The following is a 15,257-nucleotide window of genomic DNA, read 5'->3' as shown; positions in this document are numbered from 1 at the left end:
TCCTTGTCAGACATAGTGATCAGCATCTCGATTCATATCCAGTCCATGATGTTGATGCGCATCATAGACCAGACATTTTTATTGGTGAGAATACAGACACTTTAAATGGTTTCTAACATCTGAATTTCGTATAATCGCCATTATGTTAAATTAATTTAAAAATCTTAAGATGATAAAACCATAATATGATGAATATTAAATCTACTATTTTATTTATTATCGCTGCTTCTCTTTTTTATTTTTTTGTTTTAGAAAGACGGTTTGATGGCGACTCATTAATGAAAGAAAACAATCAAAAAATCAAACTTTCAAGCTTGACTAACTTTAATTGGGATACTGCTCAACTGTCTATTTCAAATGAAGATTTTGAAAAAATTACTTTTTATAATAAAGGGATAGAAGTATATAGAGAAATCATTAAATTCAATTTTGATGATGGATATGAATCACAGTATTTATTTAGCTCAAGTGATAGTATGAAAGAAGCTATATCTGCTTATGAATGCTCATATTCATCTTCTATAAAATTGAAAAAAGTAGAAAAAGTGAGTGAAGGAAAAGTTACTTTTTATATTTATGAGCCTTTGGACTGTATACCTATTAATTGAAAATTTTTATAAAATAATAACTTGGTAAAAATTAAGTTTTCCTAAAATTAACATAATACACCTTATACGAAATCAATTTTTTATTTAATATAAATCATAGTCTTATATTGATATGAAAAGCCCAATTACTGCCGATTGGGCTTTTTTAATGATTTATCATGTTGCACGCTTACTATTTGATCAATGTTCCACGGTTTTGATTAGTGAATATAAACAATCTCAATACAAAGCATCAAGATTCAATCATCTTCCTTGGCATCAACGCTATTTCATTATAAAAATAAATTACTTTGCGGTAATATAAAATCCATTACAGATTATACGTATTTCGATTGAATCTCCTGAACTCGAATACCTCATAAAAAAGGATCAAAGCATGCAGCAAGAAGTCATCATTGTGGGCGGTGGTATGGTCGGGCTGAGTTTAGCCTTGATGTTGGCTAAGGCAAACATTGGGGTGAAGTTACTCGAAGCAATTAAGTACCCCAATTATGATGATGCCCATCTTGCACCCTATCATTCGAGCTTTGATGCACGTAACAGTGCCTTGTCACGCCGTAGCGTCCAAATTTATCAAGAACTCGGCTTATGGAATGCCTTGCAAGAACACGCAACGCCTATTTTGGAAGTGCATATTACCGAACAAGGCAGCTTTGGTAAGGCACGTTTAAAAGCAGAACAGGAAAAAGTTGAAAGCTTTGGTCAGGTGATTGAAAATGCCTGGCTCGGTCGGGTGTTACTTACAGAAGTGCGCAAACAGCCATTGATTGAACTGATTGATGGCGTACAAGTGACTTCATTAAGCCAAGATGCTGATTTAGCTTATATCGAAGCACAACGTGGCGAAGAAACATTATCATTACAATCCAAGCTGGTTATTGCTGCCGATGGCCGAGATTCATTCTGCCGTAAAGCTTTAGGAATCGGCGCATCTGAACATGACTATGACCAAGTGGCAATTGTCACTACCGTTCAAACTTCTAAGCCGCATAATCATGTGGGTTTTGAACGCTTTAGCCCGCTTGGGCCTTTAGCACTGTTGCCATTACCGGGTGAATACCGCCGTTCAGTGGTTTGGCCAGTGCAAAAAGGCACAGAAGGCGAATGGCTAGGCGATGAAAATGACCAACATTTCCTTGATGCTTTACAGCAAACCTATGGTGACCGTGCCGGTAAATTCCAGAAAACCGCTAAGCGTTTTAGTTTCCCATTGTCACAAGTTTTGGCAGAAAAACAGGCGGTAGGACGTGTAGTGCTGATGGGTAATGCAGCCCATACCATCCACCCGGTAGCCGGTCAGGGCTTTAACCTGTGTATGCGTGATGCCTACGTCTTGGTCCGTTATTTAACAGAGCAAGTAGCTCAACAAGCAGACTTGGGTGATGCAGCTATGCTGCAAGACTATGAAAAATCCCGTCTGACCGATCAGCAACGCGTAATTAAATTCTGTGATTCCGTGGTACGTGGTTTTAGCAATAGCAACCCTGTACTTAAATTCCTTCGTAATACCGGCTTGGTGGCTTTTGATACCATTCCAGGAATTAAACCTCTGGTTGCCAATTATGCAATGGGGTTAAAAGCATGAGCCTGAATCAATCGGATGTTTTAGATGTCGTCATTATTGGTGGTGGTCTGGTCGGTGGTCTGACTGCATTGCTACTGGCACAAGGTGGTGTGCAGGCAACAGTACTGGATGCAGCTCCAATCCTGGATGCCGAGAAAACCAAAAGTATCGCCAACCCGCGTGTATTGGCACTCAGCCAAGCGACTATTCATTTGCTTAAAACTGTAGATGTTTGGGACAAGCTCGCTCGTCAGATGCCTTATAGTGGCATGCAGGTGTGGAATAAAAATGGCTATGGTGAAATTAATTTCGGTCAAGCCTCAATAAAAACACCTTCTGCCGATCAAGCCTTAGGTTCGATGGTAGAGCCGAGTCTTTTGAATCTTGCGATTCAGCAACAAATGCTGGAGCAACTTGAGGATTATCGTACTCAGGTCAAGGTCACAGGTGTAGAGCAGGGTGTCGGTGTATGGATTATTCATCTTGCTGATGGCAGTCAATTAAAAACTAAACTGGTGATTGGCGCGGATGGTGCAAACTCCTTTGTTCGTGAGCAGGCCTTTATTGATATTGATATTCTTGACTATAAACAAGCCGGTTTGACTTGTGCCATTCGAACAGCTCAGCCACATCAACATGTGGCCCGTCAAATTTTTCTGGAAACTGGGCCTTTGGCATTTTTACCGATGGCCAGTTTAAATCCGGAACAGGAAGGATACTGGCAGTCGATTGTCTGGACATTGCCAGACGATTATGCAGCGGAATATGCAGCTTTGAATGATGCTGATTTTACTGCGCTGCTCACGCGTGAAAGTCATCACATGCTGGGCGAGGTATTGGAAGCAACACCACGGGCACAATTTCCACTAAAAGCACGTGCTGCACAACAATATGTACGCAATGGATTGGCTTTGATTGGTGATGCTGCACATGTAATCCATCCATTGGCGGGTCAGGGTGTCAATATTGGCTGTCTGGATGCAGCGATTTTATGCGATGTTTTATTGCATGACAAAAAGCGCGGAGTCTGGGCACATGAGCAAACCTTGCAACGCTATGAACACCGCCGTAAAGGTCAAAACGATGCCATGATGCACAGCATGTCTGCGATTGGATGGATGGAAACGACACAGCTTTTCCCTGTGGTTTGGGCACGAAATTTTGGTTTGAAAGAGGTAGAACAGCATGCGGCTTTAAAAGATGCTTTCATGTCTCAAGCCAACGGATTGCAGATCTTAAAAGATACACGTTATGCTGTTTGAGCTCAAAGAACTGCTTTTTGTACAAATATTTATATAAGGTTACTTTTTTGATTAAAAAAGATACGTTTTTTTTGAAATTGACCCTATGCGAAACGAGCAGAGATTGCTAAATTTCTTCCTAATTCGCAATCAATTTAAATTGGATTGATAGAAGTCATTTTTGGGGAGAAAGAAAGATGACAGATATGAATGACTACGATGATGTAGAAGAAACTGCAGTTGATGAAGATGAAGCGAAAGCTGCTGAAAAAGGTGCATCTGACAGTGATGCAGCTGCAACTGATGGTGATGTAGCTGAAGCCGAAACACTGACAGTAACTGCCAAACTGAAACAGCGTCAAGCTTTGGAAGACGAAGTGGCTGCTTTCCTTGCTCGTGGTGGTCGCATCACTGAAGTACCTGCAGACGAGTCAGCAAAAGATTAATTGATTTTTTGTCAGGCTTTGTTGCAGAATAAAAAAGCATCACTTTCGTGATGCTTTTTGCTTTTCAACTGACAGTCGCTCAAATTTTATTGCTGAGCTCCAAAGCACGTTGATACGCCACCTTCTTTTTTATTCCAGTTAAATCTGCGGCCAATTGCGAAGCCGCTTTGACAGATAAGTCCTGTAATAAGCGAGTCAATAACTGGTCCAGTTTTTCCTGTTCCAGATCTTTTTCTTCAGTTGCACCGCCAATCACTAAAACGATTTCGCCCTTTTGCTGATTGTGATCTGACTCGACAAATTGAACTAATTCGCCCAAAGTCATCTTTTTGATGGTTTCAAAGGTCTTGGTAATTTCACGGGCAAAACCCACAGGACGATCGGCACCAAAAACCTGTGCCATATCTTTCACCGACTCTAAAATTCGATGGGGCGCTTCGTAAAAAATCAGGGTTTGGGTTTCATCTTTCAGCTTTTCTAACTGGCTGAGACGCTGTGACTGGCGAGAAGGCAAGAAACCTTCAAAACTAAAGCGGTCACTGGGTAAGCCGACTGAACTGAGCGCCGCAATGGCTGCACAGGCACCCGGTACCGGCACAACACGAATATTATGCTCTTGGGCTGCACGAACCAGTTTAAAACCCGGATCGCTAATCAGCGGTGTACCTGCATCACTGATCAGTGCCATATTTTCGCCATTCAGCAATCGCTGGATCAAGATGTCAATTTTATTGCTTTCATTATGTTCGTGACAGGCAGTCAGTGGAGTTGATATATTAAAGTGCTTTAATAATTGAGCGGAAGTACGTGTATCTTCTGCCGCGATGATACTTACAGACTTTAGAATATCAATAGCACGATAAGTAATGTCATCTAAGTGCCCAATTGGGGTCGCTACAACAAATAACTGAGCACTCATAAGGTTTCTCCAATGTTGAATAATAAAAAATTTTTAATAGGCTTTCTGCTGTATTGCATTTTTAACCACGCTCAAGCTGAAGTGCTGGTCATTTTACCTGAATCGGAACCTATGGCGCGAGCCGGATTAAGTATCAAACAGGGTTTTATGAGTGCTTATCAGGCATCGGACTCAAAAACCCCTATTAAATTTGTAAACTCAGATAAAAAGAAAATAAGCCTGCTGTTAAAACAAAACATCAATAAAAAAACGCAAATGGTGGTGGGGCCTTTGGCACGTCAGGATGTGGAAGCTGTAATTAAGGTACAGCCAAAGGTTCGGGTTCTGGCCTTGAATGAAGTGTCATCGCAGTTTGCCAATGTGAGTCAATTTAGTTTGTCCAAGCAGGATGATGCAGTGGCGCTGAATCAGGTATTGCAAGATGACAAAATTAAAGAGCTGTATGTGTTACAGCAAAAGGATTCTGATATTGATAATGAGCTTTTTCTGATTTCTTTACTTACCCAGACAGATTATCCCCTGAATTTAATTGAGGAAGCACCCAAAAAATTAAATAAACATACCGGTTTATTACTACTGGGGAATAATGCCTGGCTCAATCAACTGACCAAGCTGCCGCATAAAAACATCTATATTTTACCAAATGCCATTGAACAAGATCAGATATTGCCAGTAGGGGGGAAGTTTTGTGATGCTCCGGCCTTGTATGGCTCTGAATGGCCAGATGTCACTCAGGCCACTCAACCCAACACCGTTTCCATGGCTTATCAGCGCTTGATCGCTTTTGGTGGGGATGCCTGGCATATTGCGAGCCAATATTTGGCCGAACCCAATTTAAAAAGCATGCAGTTTCAGGGCCGTACCGGACTGGTTCAAATCAGCCATAATCAAATTCGCCGTATTCCGCATTGCTTCGAAAATACTAAAAAGGGAATTAGGGTATTGTAATGTCAAACCTTCCGGCGCATTTAAATTTGGGACAATGGGCTGAACGGCAGGCTTTAATGTTATTGCAGGCTCAAGGCTTTCAGCTGATTGTGGTAAATTATCATTGCCGTTACGGGGAAATTGATCTGATTGTACAGCAGGCTCAGGAACTGATTTTTGTCGAAGTCAAGGCACGTTCAGTGACCCAATATGCTCAGTCCTTCGAAAGCATTTCTTTTTCCAAACAGCGCAAAATTATGAAATCGGCACTGTGCTTTTTGCATGCCTATCCAGAGTTTCAAACTTTTTATTGTCGTTTTGATGTGATTTGTTTTGATTTTCTTCAACAATTTGCAAAAACCATACAGCAAGATTTTTCTAAATTCACTTATGATCAACAATGGATTGAAAATGCTTTTACTTTTGATCAAGAGTTTATTAATCTTTGAACAAAATCATAGCGTAAATGCTGACATAAAATAGAACTGAATAATGAGGAGTCTTGCTGAGTGTTTAACCGTATTGCAATGACGTTACTGTGTGTAGCAAGTTTATCTGGTTGTGCAAGTTTTATCTCTAGTGGCACAGGATCAGCCCCGGTAGGTACAGAAAGTGGTGCCCGTTCTCTTGGACAGGTGTTTATTGACTCCTCTATCGAACGTACCGCTAAAATCAATTTATATAAATTAGATAGTCGTTTTAAACAATCTCGCGTCAATATTGAAAGTTTTCATGGCAATGTATTGTTAACAGGTCAAGTGCCGGATGCACACTTAAAACAGTTAGCGGAAGATAATGTCCGCGCCATGAGTGATGTGAAAACCGTGCATAATTACATTGTTGTCGGTAATCAGATTGGTTATAGCACCATCATGCAAGATACCACTGTGACTGCAAATACACGTGGTCTGATTATGAAAGCTGTGGTGGTGTCTGACAGTAAAGTACGTATTCACACCGAGGATGGTGTTTTATATGTCATGGGGCGTTTAAATACTGCAGAAATTAATGATTTGAACCAGGTGTTGCAGCAAGTGGGCAACGTGACTAAAATTATTACTTTAATTGATAATATTGAGCAATCGCGTGCCATGACTTCAAGTTTTAGCAGTCCTATGGTAAACGCACAACCGGTTGAACAAACCCCAGTCGCCATTGATCCAGATCAAGCTGAGCCAACGTCATATGCTCAATAAGGTTACACAAGCAGTAAAAAAGAAAATTTATCAAAAAGTTGAACAGGTGAAAATTATATATAAAGATTTTCGCCTTTACGATTTTGGCAGTTATGCACTTAACCGTTTAACCTCACGTAAAGGTTATACGGTAACTGAAAATATTGCTTATGGCTTAAAAGCTCGGCATCGCCTGGATATTTTTACCACCGAAGTGCCGCGTGAACAGCGTGCTTTAATTGTCTTTGTGCATGGTGGGGCATGGCTGCATGGTGATAAAAAAGATTACCGCTTCGTCGGAGAAGCCTTCGCCAGAGAAGGTTATGATGTAGCGGTGATTAATTATCATCTTGCGCCCGAACATGTATTTCCCAGTTATATTGATGACCTGAGTCTTGCATTAAACTATTTGACTCAACATCAGTCTAGATACCATATTCAGACTGAAAAACTGGTATTGATGGGACATTCAGCCGGTGCATTTAATGTGATGTCGGCACTCTATAATCCGAAGCCCTATGCCTTGCATTGCCGTGCTCAAATTCGTGCGATTATTGGAGTTTCTGGGCCTTATCACTTTGATTATAAAGATGATCCGATCTGTGCAGATGCCTTTGATCAGAGCGTACCTTATCAACAGGTAATGCCGTATTATTTTGTTGAAACGAATACGGTGCGACATTACCTGTTTTTAGCATCCAATGATCAGGTGGTGGGGCATAACAATTCAGAAGATTTCCATCGAGTTTTGCAGGAAAAGGGCAATCACAGCCAAATGATTACCATCCCGGGTACAGGACATGTTTCCATTATGGCTTCTGTTGCCAGTTTGTTCAGTCGCCATTTCCAGACCAAAAAACAAATTTTGGCAGTACTGGAAGAAGCTCTAAAGCCCTAACTTACAGCCATTCACGGGTGTCATCTGCCACCGGATGACCTTCGGTAATGTGTTTAATCATGGCGTAGGCAATACTGCCTTTAAATGGAATTTCAGGCAGTTGATCAATTTTAAAGAATTGCGCATCGCTAATTTCTTCTTCTTGAAGTTTTATTTCTCCAGAAGCATATTCAGCCCGGAAAGCGAGCATCAAGTTACTCGGGAAAGGCCAGGGCTGGCTAGCAAGATACTGAATATTTTTTACTTTTAATCCTACTTCTTCAAAAGTTTCACGACGTACTGCTTCTTCTAAAGTTTCCCCAACTTCAACAAAACCTGCAATCAGGCCATACATATTGCTTTTGTTTTTGGCATTTTTAGCCAGCAGAATTTCATCGTCACCACGGGTAATCACGGTAATGACACAAGGGTTAACGCGAGGGTATTGATGGTAACCACAAGCCGGGCACACCATGGCATATTCAGTCGGATGAACTTCAGTTGCATGTCCACAATGACTGCAGAATTTATGATTTCTACGCCATTCTAAAAGTTGTATTGCACGACTGGCAGTTTCAAACTGTTGGGTATCCCATAGTGTTAATAATTGGCGGATGGGAACCAGTTGCAAGCCTGCGGGAAGAGGCTCATTTTCGAGCAAATCACGGGCAATCACTTGATCACCCGTGCTGAAGTGAAGGTCACTTGCTAAACGTTCTAGCCGAGGGAGTTGAAAGTTTTCATCGACTAAAAGTTGATGTTGATGAAAGATATAAGCAAGTGACAATTCAGACATTAGGCAACAGTTTTCAGTTTTTCGCTACTTTGCAATGCTACATCAAACATGGACTGCAGGACAGGCTGTTTCGATTTTAAATTGTCAATCAGCATGTCGGCACTGGCTAAAGTATCGAGCGTGTGATTGATTTGTTCAGCACTGATAGCAGCAGAGCTTTCAATTTGTGTCTGAATAAATGCTGCTGCAGTATTTAACGAGTTTTGACCTGATTCAGCATTTAAGAACAGCAATGCTCCGCCAATTTCACGTAACTGGGTGGCTGTGTTCTCTAAGGTTGTCAGATTATTATCCTGCAAATATTGCATCAGGGCATCACTTGCCAAAGTCACCACGGCTTTGGTTTCATTCAGCAAGGCATCGTGTGCTTCATCCAGGCGGTCTAAAGAGATGTTCATGTTGTTGACACGAAGCTGTAGACGGCTTGAAGTGTGATGACGTTCCAGAACACCAATTGAATTCATGGCAGATAAAATGCAATTCATCAATTGTTGAGCAAAGCCTTCATCTTTTAACACTTCTGTCTTGTCCAGCAAGTTGGCTTGGCGAGACAAATCATTGGAAGCTTCACTCAGATTTAACACTTTGAAAATGTTGCCAAGACTCATTAATTTGTCTTGTAATTCCCGAGTTTTCTCAGCTGTCATGTTTTGATAGTTGAATTCGATGTCATTACGAATTTGTGTCATTTCTGTGGTCACAAGTTCACTAATGGTATGCATGGTATCAAAATCAGGGCCATAGAGATGGCGGCTAAACACCTGCAATTGCGTATCGGTTAAATGATCTTCGCCAATGTTTAACTGGTTACGGATATGCTGGGTCGTATCATTTTCCTGACTAATGCACAAACTTAAGATGTTGGCTAAATCGGGCAGACTTGGCTTGAAGCGATCTGAAACACTAAAATATTGCGCCATATTGCGTTCAATACTGATCAGGGTACGTAAACGTGCATCATTAAGCAACAAATGATCAATTTGATTGAATGCCACATGCACCAGATTCCAGTATTGCTTGCTTGGCGTGTTATCTGCCAGACCTGCCAAATATGCACCGACCAATTTGATCGCCTGTAGATCCAATTCAGTTTCTTCCTGTTTAATCATCTTGTTTAAAGACAATTTGTACAGGCGATGTACATATTGTGATTTTTCCAAGCCTGGTGCTTGAGGCAATTTAAAATCGGGGGTGATACAGTCCAGTAATGACTCGATATGCTGACCTTCATGGGTAATGGGTTTACCCAGCACAATTTCCAGACGATTCAAGGTGTCGAGCAGGAATTGTGGAATCTTAACTTCGCGTAAGCAAATAAATTCGATATAGCGTTTTAACATGGTGGTGCCTTCACTTAAGGCCACCACTTCCTGAGTATTAATTTGTGCAGGATTCCCCATGATCTTGCGCATTAACTCAGCTGAATATTGAGCAATTTTAGCCAGGCTTTGCATATCAATCAGGGCAAGGACCTGAGCACATTGCTCAAATTGATTCAGTGCATCGTCAATACCAAAAGGTAAAGTCTGGTCTTCTGCCAAGGAACTAACCGCTGATTCAACTAATTTAATTGAGTTATCAACCTCATTTTTTATTATCAGCAATGCCGTCGGATCAAAATGAATTGAGGTTTGGTAAGACATGTATCTGCACCTTTCCTAGTGTTTTATCTGTTTATGAGTAGCCTGTTCAAGGCTAAACTTCTTTGCATTTAACTATAACTTAACTGTTAAACGTTTAAATACAAAAAACCACTAGAAATGTAGATTTTATTTTGCAAAAAGACAAGCTGTTCCATGTTTTTCTTCAAATTGTTTGACCCAATTCTCATGTGCAGTCAGTTCTTCAGCTGAAGGTAAAATTACTGGCAAATCTATTTGTACGGTGGAACGGGCAGTTTGACCTTGCTGTTGCTCGGCCTCTGTAAGGGTATCCATATCGAAAGACACCTGACCACCAGTCATGGCCAGATAGACATCCGCTAAAATTTCGGCATCGAGTAAGGCACCGTGGAAAGTACGGTCACGCTGCGGAATTTCATAACGACGTACCAAAGCATCGAGGGAGTTTTTCTGCCCTGGATGTTTGTTCTTGGCCATAGCCAAAGTATCGGTCACTTCACACACTTCCGATAATGCAACAAAGCCTGCACGTTTGAATTCCATATCGAGGAAGTTCATATCGAAGGTTGCGTTATGCGCAATAATTTCTGCGCCTTTTAAATAGTCAAACAGCACATCGGCAATGTCTTGATATAGCGGTTTGTCTTTCAAGAACTCGTCTGAAATACCGTGAATATTTTCAGATTCACCCACCGGTTTTTGCGGGTTGATATAAATATGAATGGAACTGCCGGTCAATTTGCGGTTGACCATTTCAATCGCGCCCACCTCAATAATACGGTCAGTGTCCTGAAAATAGAAACCGGTGGTTTCTGTATCCAGAATTAGCTGGCGTGGACCATGAACTTCCTTTGTTCGTGGCGTAATCACAATATGTGGGTGTAACGGTTTTTCCGAAGCCGTAGTAATGCTAGGTACAATCGTGTCTTGATCTTCGCTTTGTTCTTGCATACTGTCTGCCTGATGGTTTTCTTGTTCTGTATTTTCTAAAGCGTCATTATCTAAAATTTCGCTGTCCTCTTGCAGTTCGGCTTCCATCAGGTCGAAACCAAAGGGATCATCTAATAACCAGTCTTTTTCAGCTTTTTTTTTATCCAGCATATCGGCTTGTTCTAATGCAGTTTCGGCAGATGATAAGAGATTTTTCATGGCTTTTAATGTTTGATCAGCACCCCGATTGGCCAGTTGATCAGCCATTTCATTACCCGGATGTCCGGCATGACCTTTAATCCAGTTCCATTCAATTTCACGCCCCTGACAAGTGGCATCCAGTAATTTCCACAGGTCCGGATTTTTGACATCTTTCCAGTTTTTCTTTTTCCAGCCATGAATCCATTCGGTGATGCCTTGTTTGACATATTTGGAATCTGTCCAGATGATCAGTTTGGCATCGCGGGGACAAAATTGAATACCTTCAATCGCCGCAGTGAGTTCCATGCGGTTATTGGTGGTTTCTGCTTCTCCGCCACACAGTTTATGCTTTTCTGATTCTGTAATGATATATGCACCCCAACCGCCTAAACCAGGATTGCCGCGACAAGCGCCATCGACATAAAGAGTGATTGTTTGAGTCATATAAACCAAATCCGAACGCTAAATGAGAGTCAAAATAAACCGGGTGAGTGACATATTGTATAACGCAATTCCACTCTAAAAGTGTAGAACATGGTTATTTTTTAAATTCTTGTAACATTTATAGTGAAATCGCGCTAAATTAATCCCTTGTGTCTACCCTATGCTTCACTACAATGGCAGATCTAAAAAATAAATTTTATACGAGTTGTTTGGATTTTTTTATGTATAAACCAACCGCGATTTTGTGGCAGCCTGCATTACCCAATTTTTTAAAAATAACAGTACTGGGTTCAGCCTTAGCTGCTTTGGGACTGTCAGGCTGTTCCTCAAGCCAAAGTGCAACACATGGCTCAAAATCGAAAATGGTCGGTTCGTCCGGATACTTAGATGCCGATAGCTTGGATTCTTTAGAAGATTTATTGTCTGCAACGGATATGCGTGCGGTGGAAGGCGACCGTCTACTTATTTTAAAACACGGTGATGTTTGGAAGCGTATGACCGTTGGATTCAAGATGGATTATAACCATTGGGATGCGCGTATTGAAGCGCAGCGCGGCTGGTTTATTTCCCGACAACCTTATCTGGACCGTTTGAGTGCCCGTGCTTCACGTTATCTTTATCATACGGTGAAAGAGGCGGAACGTCGTGGTTTACCGACAGAACTGGCTTTATTGCCGATTATTGAAAGTTCATATGACCCTGCAGCGACCAGTAGTGCAGCAGCAGCCGGGATGTGGCAGTTTATTCCAAGTACCGGACGGATTTATGGTTTAAGACAAACCAGTTTGTATGATGGCCGTCGTGATGTGGTGGAATCGACCCGTGCTGCCTATGAGTTCTTAGGTGGATTATATAATCAGTTTGGCTCGTGGGAGTTGGCTTTGGCCGCGTACAATGCGGGTCCGGGACGTATTCAGCAAGCGATTAACCGCAATAAGGCGGCAGGTTTACCTACAGATTACTGGTCACTGAAACTGCCTCAGGAAACCATGAACTATGTACCACGTTTTCTGGCTGTGGCACAAATTATTAAAAATCCGAATGCCTATGGGGTGTCTTTACCGCCGATTGCCAACCGACCACACTTTAGGGAAGTGTCGGTAGGGCCGGTGAGTTTAAATGAAGTTGCATCCATTACCGGTTTAAGCCGTGCCGAGCTGTATCAGTTAAATCCAGGTCATCGTGGTGATTGGATTGATAGTCAAAGCCCAATGAAGATCATTATTCCTGCGGATTTAAGTCCTGCTGTTGATGCCCGACTGAAAAAACTCTCACCAAGTTCAGGTGCATTATGGGCGAGTACAGCACAACCTTTTACACCGGAAAAAAGCAACCCACCTGAACTCAATACTCAAGTGATTAATCCGGTAAAAACAGCGCCACCGTTATTAGCCACAAGCACCACTAAAAGTTCTCAGCCAGTCACTGCTACTCCGGTACAAGCGACAAATCCTGTAATGGTAACAAAGCCTTCGACCGGAAAACGTATGGCTACGCCTCAAGGTTCTGATGCCTTGGCATCTTTTGCTGCAAATACGGATATTCCGAGTGCACCACGTATTCCTGTTGCGGTGAGTCAGGTGGCAAATGTCAAACCTGTGACTGTAGAACCACCATTGTCTGCCGCTGAACGTGAGCAAATTATGGCGGCCGTGAAAGCAGAAGGTGAAAATAAAACGGTAGAACAGATACTTCAACCTGTAGCAAGTAAAGCCGAACAAGAAAAAGTAGTGGCGGAAATTAAAGCCATTGCACCGCAAGGTACCGAAATTGTCGATCCATTTGATGGCAAAATTAAGTTAACAGCCATTCAAACCAGCCTGTCAGTCGCTGAACAGCAAGGCAAGGAGTTAACCAAAGGTTTCGCTTATCCAAAAGGCGTGGCGGAAAGTACCCGGGCTGATTCAGATGAAGCTAAACGCAACCAGGGTAAAAACTACGTTAAGACCGATTCAGAAGTGGTGGTGGTACCGCCAAAAGGAAAACGCAGTACCTATACCGTTCTGCCGGGTGATACCTTAGCCGTCATTGCCATGAAAAATGGTCTGAACTGGCGTGATGTGGCGAAATGGAACCAGATTGATCCAAACTCTCCGCTGTATGTGGGAACCAGTATTTATCTTTATGATGCTAAACCACAAAATAGCGAAACTTCTTCATCGACTAAGTCTAAAACACAGCCTGAAACCTATGTAGTTCAGGCCAATGACAGTCTGACCGGAGTGGCTAGCCAGTTTGGCTTATCGGTGAAACAGCTGGCAGATTACAATAATTTATCAGTCAGCAGCGGTTTACGCGTTGGACAAAAACTATCGTTAAAAGAAACAGCTCAAAGCAATTCCGATACTGCTGAAACCAAGAGCAATAATTCAAAATCCACTGCTAAAGTGAAAACCAAGTCCTATGTGGTTAAACGTGGCGAATATCTCAAACTGATTGCAGACCGATATGCCTTATCCAATCAGGAGCTGGCAGATTTAACCACCGGTCTGACTGCGGGCAGCAGTTTAAGAGTAGGACAAAAAATTAATGTACCCTTACAGGAAGTTGCAAGTAAGGTAGAGACCAAGCCAGAAGAAAAATCCAATTCGGTGAAAGCGGAACCGGCAGACATTGAGCCATCGTATAAGACTGAAAATTATCAGGTGCAACGTGGCGATACCCTGTCGAGCATTGCAGCCAAATCGAAAATTTCCTTAACCGAATTGGCACAGCTGAATAAATTATCCAACAACAGTGGCGTTCGGGTAGGTCAAACTCTGAAGATTCCTGCAAGTTCAACGGTTCCGGATAACTATACGGTGCAATCAGGGGATAGCCTGTCTGCCATTTCTGCCAAATATAATTTAGGCATGGATTATATTGCCAATATCAACGGCATTAACCGCAATACTGGCCTACGGGTGGGACAGCGTTTGAAACTGACTGGTGAAGAACCAGTCGCAACATCCCAAAAAGTAGAAGCTAAAATTGAAAAAGTCAGCTTTGAAAAGAGTGATAGCCATGTGGTTAAACCTGGCGAAACATTAAGCAATATTGCGAAGAAATATCATTTACAGCTGGATTATTTAGCTGCATTGAATGGCTTAACCCGCAATTCAACCGTTCGTATTGGGCAACGTTTAAAAATTGACGGGGATCTTCCAAAACTGGACGCTAAGGTGGATGAGCCTCTAGAAAAAGCAGTGAAATCATCTAAAAACACCGATGCGTATACCGTGAAAGCGGGTGAGTCCTTAAATGCGATTGCCAATCGGACTGGGGTATCGGTAGCTGAATTGGCAGCACTGAATGACCTTAGCACGCGTTCAGGTTTACGTGTCGGTCAGCAAATTGTGATCCCTAAAACTGTGGTTGAGTATAAAATCAAACGCGGTGATACCCTGATTGGCCTCGCCAACCGTTATGGTCTGGAAAGTTCAAAGCTCGCAGAAATGAATGATATGCAACCCAATAAACAATTGCGTATTGGTGATGTGATTAAAGTTCCAAACTTATAACAATACG

Annotated in this window: 13 protein-coding genes; 9 read left to right on the top strand and 4 right to left on the bottom strand. The window is 42.0% G+C overall.

All coding sequences use genetic code 11. The annotated features are described in order from the left end of the window. Window positions 1-185: 185 nt before the first annotated feature. The 4 genes from ACE01R_RS15725 to ACE01R_RS15710 all read left to right on the top strand — a co-directional run bounded on the left by ACE01R_RS15725 (window position 186) and on the right by ACE01R_RS15710 (window position 3,859). The gene (locus ACE01R_RS15725; RefSeq protein ID WP_395552459.1) at window positions 186-608 is read left to right on the top strand and encodes a hypothetical protein; all 423 of its coding nucleotides are present in this window, start codon (window positions 186-188) and stop codon (window positions 606-608) included. Window positions 609-984: 376 nt separating this feature from the next. Next, entirely contained in the window at window positions 985-2,193 is a 1,209-nt protein-coding gene (gene ubiH, locus ACE01R_RS15720) for a 2-octaprenyl-6-methoxyphenyl hydroxylase (protein ID WP_395552458.1), read from the top strand. Then, entirely contained in the window at window positions 2,190-3,434 is a 1,245-nt protein-coding gene (locus ACE01R_RS15715; protein ID WP_395552457.1) for an FAD-dependent monooxygenase, read from the top strand. The genes ubiH and ACE01R_RS15715 overlap by 4 nt, the downstream gene beginning before the upstream one ends. A 176-nt stretch (window positions 3,435-3,610) precedes the next feature. Then, complete coding sequence (locus tag ACE01R_RS15710; RefSeq protein ID WP_395552456.1) at window positions 3,611-3,859, top strand: hypothetical protein; 249 nt, start codon at window positions 3,611-3,613, stop codon at window positions 3,857-3,859. 79 nt (window positions 3,860-3,938) lie between these two features. Here the strand turns inward: ACE01R_RS15710 and rsmI are convergent, their stop codons facing one another. After that, complete coding sequence (gene rsmI, locus ACE01R_RS15705; RefSeq protein WP_395552455.1) at window positions 3,939-4,778, bottom strand: 16S rRNA (cytidine(1402)-2'-O)-methyltransferase; 840 nt, start codon at window positions 4,776-4,778, stop codon at window positions 3,939-3,941. 12 nt (window positions 4,779-4,790) lie between these two features. Between rsmI and ACE01R_RS15700 the strand changes: the two genes are divergently transcribed. Genes ACE01R_RS15700 through ACE01R_RS15685 form a run of 4 tightly spaced genes read left to right on the top strand, consistent with a single transcriptional unit; the run spans window position 4,791 to window position 7,778 of the window. Further along, entirely contained in the window at window positions 4,791-5,726 is a 936-nt protein-coding gene (locus tag ACE01R_RS15700) for a penicillin-binding protein activator (protein WP_395552454.1), read from the top strand. Further along, window positions 5,726-6,154: a YraN family protein gene (locus ACE01R_RS15695; protein WP_395552453.1), complete on the top strand. Its 429-nt coding sequence runs from the start codon at window positions 5,726-5,728 to the stop codon at window positions 6,152-6,154. The genes ACE01R_RS15700 and ACE01R_RS15695 overlap by 1 nt, the downstream gene beginning before the upstream one ends. A gap of 60 nt (window positions 6,155-6,214) precedes the next feature. Beyond that, window positions 6,215-6,901 (top strand): BON domain-containing protein, encoded by a 687-nt coding sequence (locus ACE01R_RS15690; RefSeq protein WP_395552452.1) that lies wholly within the window; start codon window positions 6,215-6,217, stop codon window positions 6,899-6,901. Then, window positions 6,891-7,778: an alpha/beta hydrolase gene (locus tag ACE01R_RS15685; protein ID WP_395552451.1), complete on the top strand. Its 888-nt coding sequence runs from the start codon at window positions 6,891-6,893 to the stop codon at window positions 7,776-7,778. Before ACE01R_RS15690 ends, ACE01R_RS15685 begins: the two co-directional genes overlap by 11 nt. Before the next feature lies 1 nt (window position 7,779). Here the strand turns inward: ACE01R_RS15685 and nudC are convergent, their stop codons facing one another. The 3 genes from nudC to dnaQ form a co-directional block, all read right to left on the bottom strand. Then, on the bottom strand, window positions 7,780-8,553 hold the full coding sequence (gene nudC, locus ACE01R_RS15680) for an NAD(+) diphosphatase (protein ID WP_395552450.1): 774 nt from the start codon (window positions 8,551-8,553) through the stop codon (window positions 7,780-7,782). Further along, the gene (locus ACE01R_RS15675) at window positions 8,553-10,196 is read right to left on the bottom strand and encodes a chemotaxis protein (protein ID WP_395552449.1); all 1,644 of its coding nucleotides are present in this window, start codon (window positions 10,194-10,196) and stop codon (window positions 8,553-8,555) included. The genes nudC and ACE01R_RS15675 overlap by 1 nt, the downstream gene beginning before the upstream one ends. 126 nt (window positions 10,197-10,322) lie before the next feature. Further along, window positions 10,323-11,750, bottom strand: coding sequence for a DNA polymerase III subunit epsilon (gene dnaQ, locus ACE01R_RS15670; protein ID WP_395552448.1), 1,428 nt, complete (start codon window positions 11,748-11,750; stop codon window positions 10,323-10,325). A gap of 221 nt (window positions 11,751-11,971) precedes the next feature. Between dnaQ and ACE01R_RS15665 the strand changes: the two genes are divergently transcribed. Beyond that, entirely contained in the window at window positions 11,972-15,250 is a 3,279-nt protein-coding gene (locus tag ACE01R_RS15665) for a LysM peptidoglycan-binding domain-containing protein (protein WP_395552447.1), read from the top strand. The last annotated feature ends 7 nt before the right edge of the window (window positions 15,251-15,257 follow it).

The organism is Acinetobacter sp. BSP-28 (genome assembly GCF_044130285.1).
In the GTDB taxonomy this organism is placed as follows: Bacteria; Pseudomonadota; Gammaproteobacteria; order Pseudomonadales; family Moraxellaceae; genus Acinetobacter.
Note: the sequence above shows the minus strand (reverse complement) of the source record. Positions and strands in the feature narration are given on the sequence as shown.

Coding starts and splice junctions, on each gene's coding strand:
- ACE01R_RS15665 (WP_395552447.1), top strand. CDS start 11,972: ATGTATAAACCAACCGCGATTTTGTGGCAGCCTGCATTACCCAATTTT.
- dnaQ (WP_395552448.1), bottom strand. CDS start 11,750: ATGACTCAAACAATCACTCTTTATGTCGATGGCGCTTGTCGCGGCAAT.
- ACE01R_RS15700 (WP_395552454.1), top strand. CDS start 4,791: ATGTTGAATAATAAAAAATTTTTAATAGGCTTTCTGCTGTATTGCATT.
- rsmI (WP_395552455.1), bottom strand. CDS start 4,778: ATGAGTGCTCAGTTATTTGTTGTAGCGACCCCAATTGGGCACTTAGAT.
- ACE01R_RS15715 (WP_395552457.1), top strand. CDS start 2,190: ATGAGCCTGAATCAATCGGATGTTTTAGATGTCGTCATTATTGGTGGT.
- ACE01R_RS15685 (WP_395552451.1), top strand. CDS start 6,891: ATGCTCAATAAGGTTACACAAGCAGTAAAAAAGAAAATTTATCAAAAA.
- nudC (WP_395552450.1), bottom strand. CDS start 8,553: ATGTCTGAATTGTCACTTGCTTATATCTTTCATCAACATCAACTTTTA.
- ACE01R_RS15710 (WP_395552456.1), top strand. CDS start 3,611: ATGACAGATATGAATGACTACGATGATGTAGAAGAAACTGCAGTTGAT.
- ACE01R_RS15695 (WP_395552453.1), top strand. CDS start 5,726: ATGTCAAACCTTCCGGCGCATTTAAATTTGGGACAATGGGCTGAACGG.
- ACE01R_RS15725 (WP_395552459.1), top strand. CDS start 186: ATGATGAATATTAAATCTACTATTTTATTTATTATCGCTGCTTCTCTT.
- ubiH (WP_395552458.1), top strand. CDS start 985: ATGCAGCAAGAAGTCATCATTGTGGGCGGTGGTATGGTCGGGCTGAGT.
- ACE01R_RS15675 (WP_395552449.1), bottom strand. CDS start 10,196: ATGTCTTACCAAACCTCAATTCATTTTGATCCGACGGCATTGCTGATA.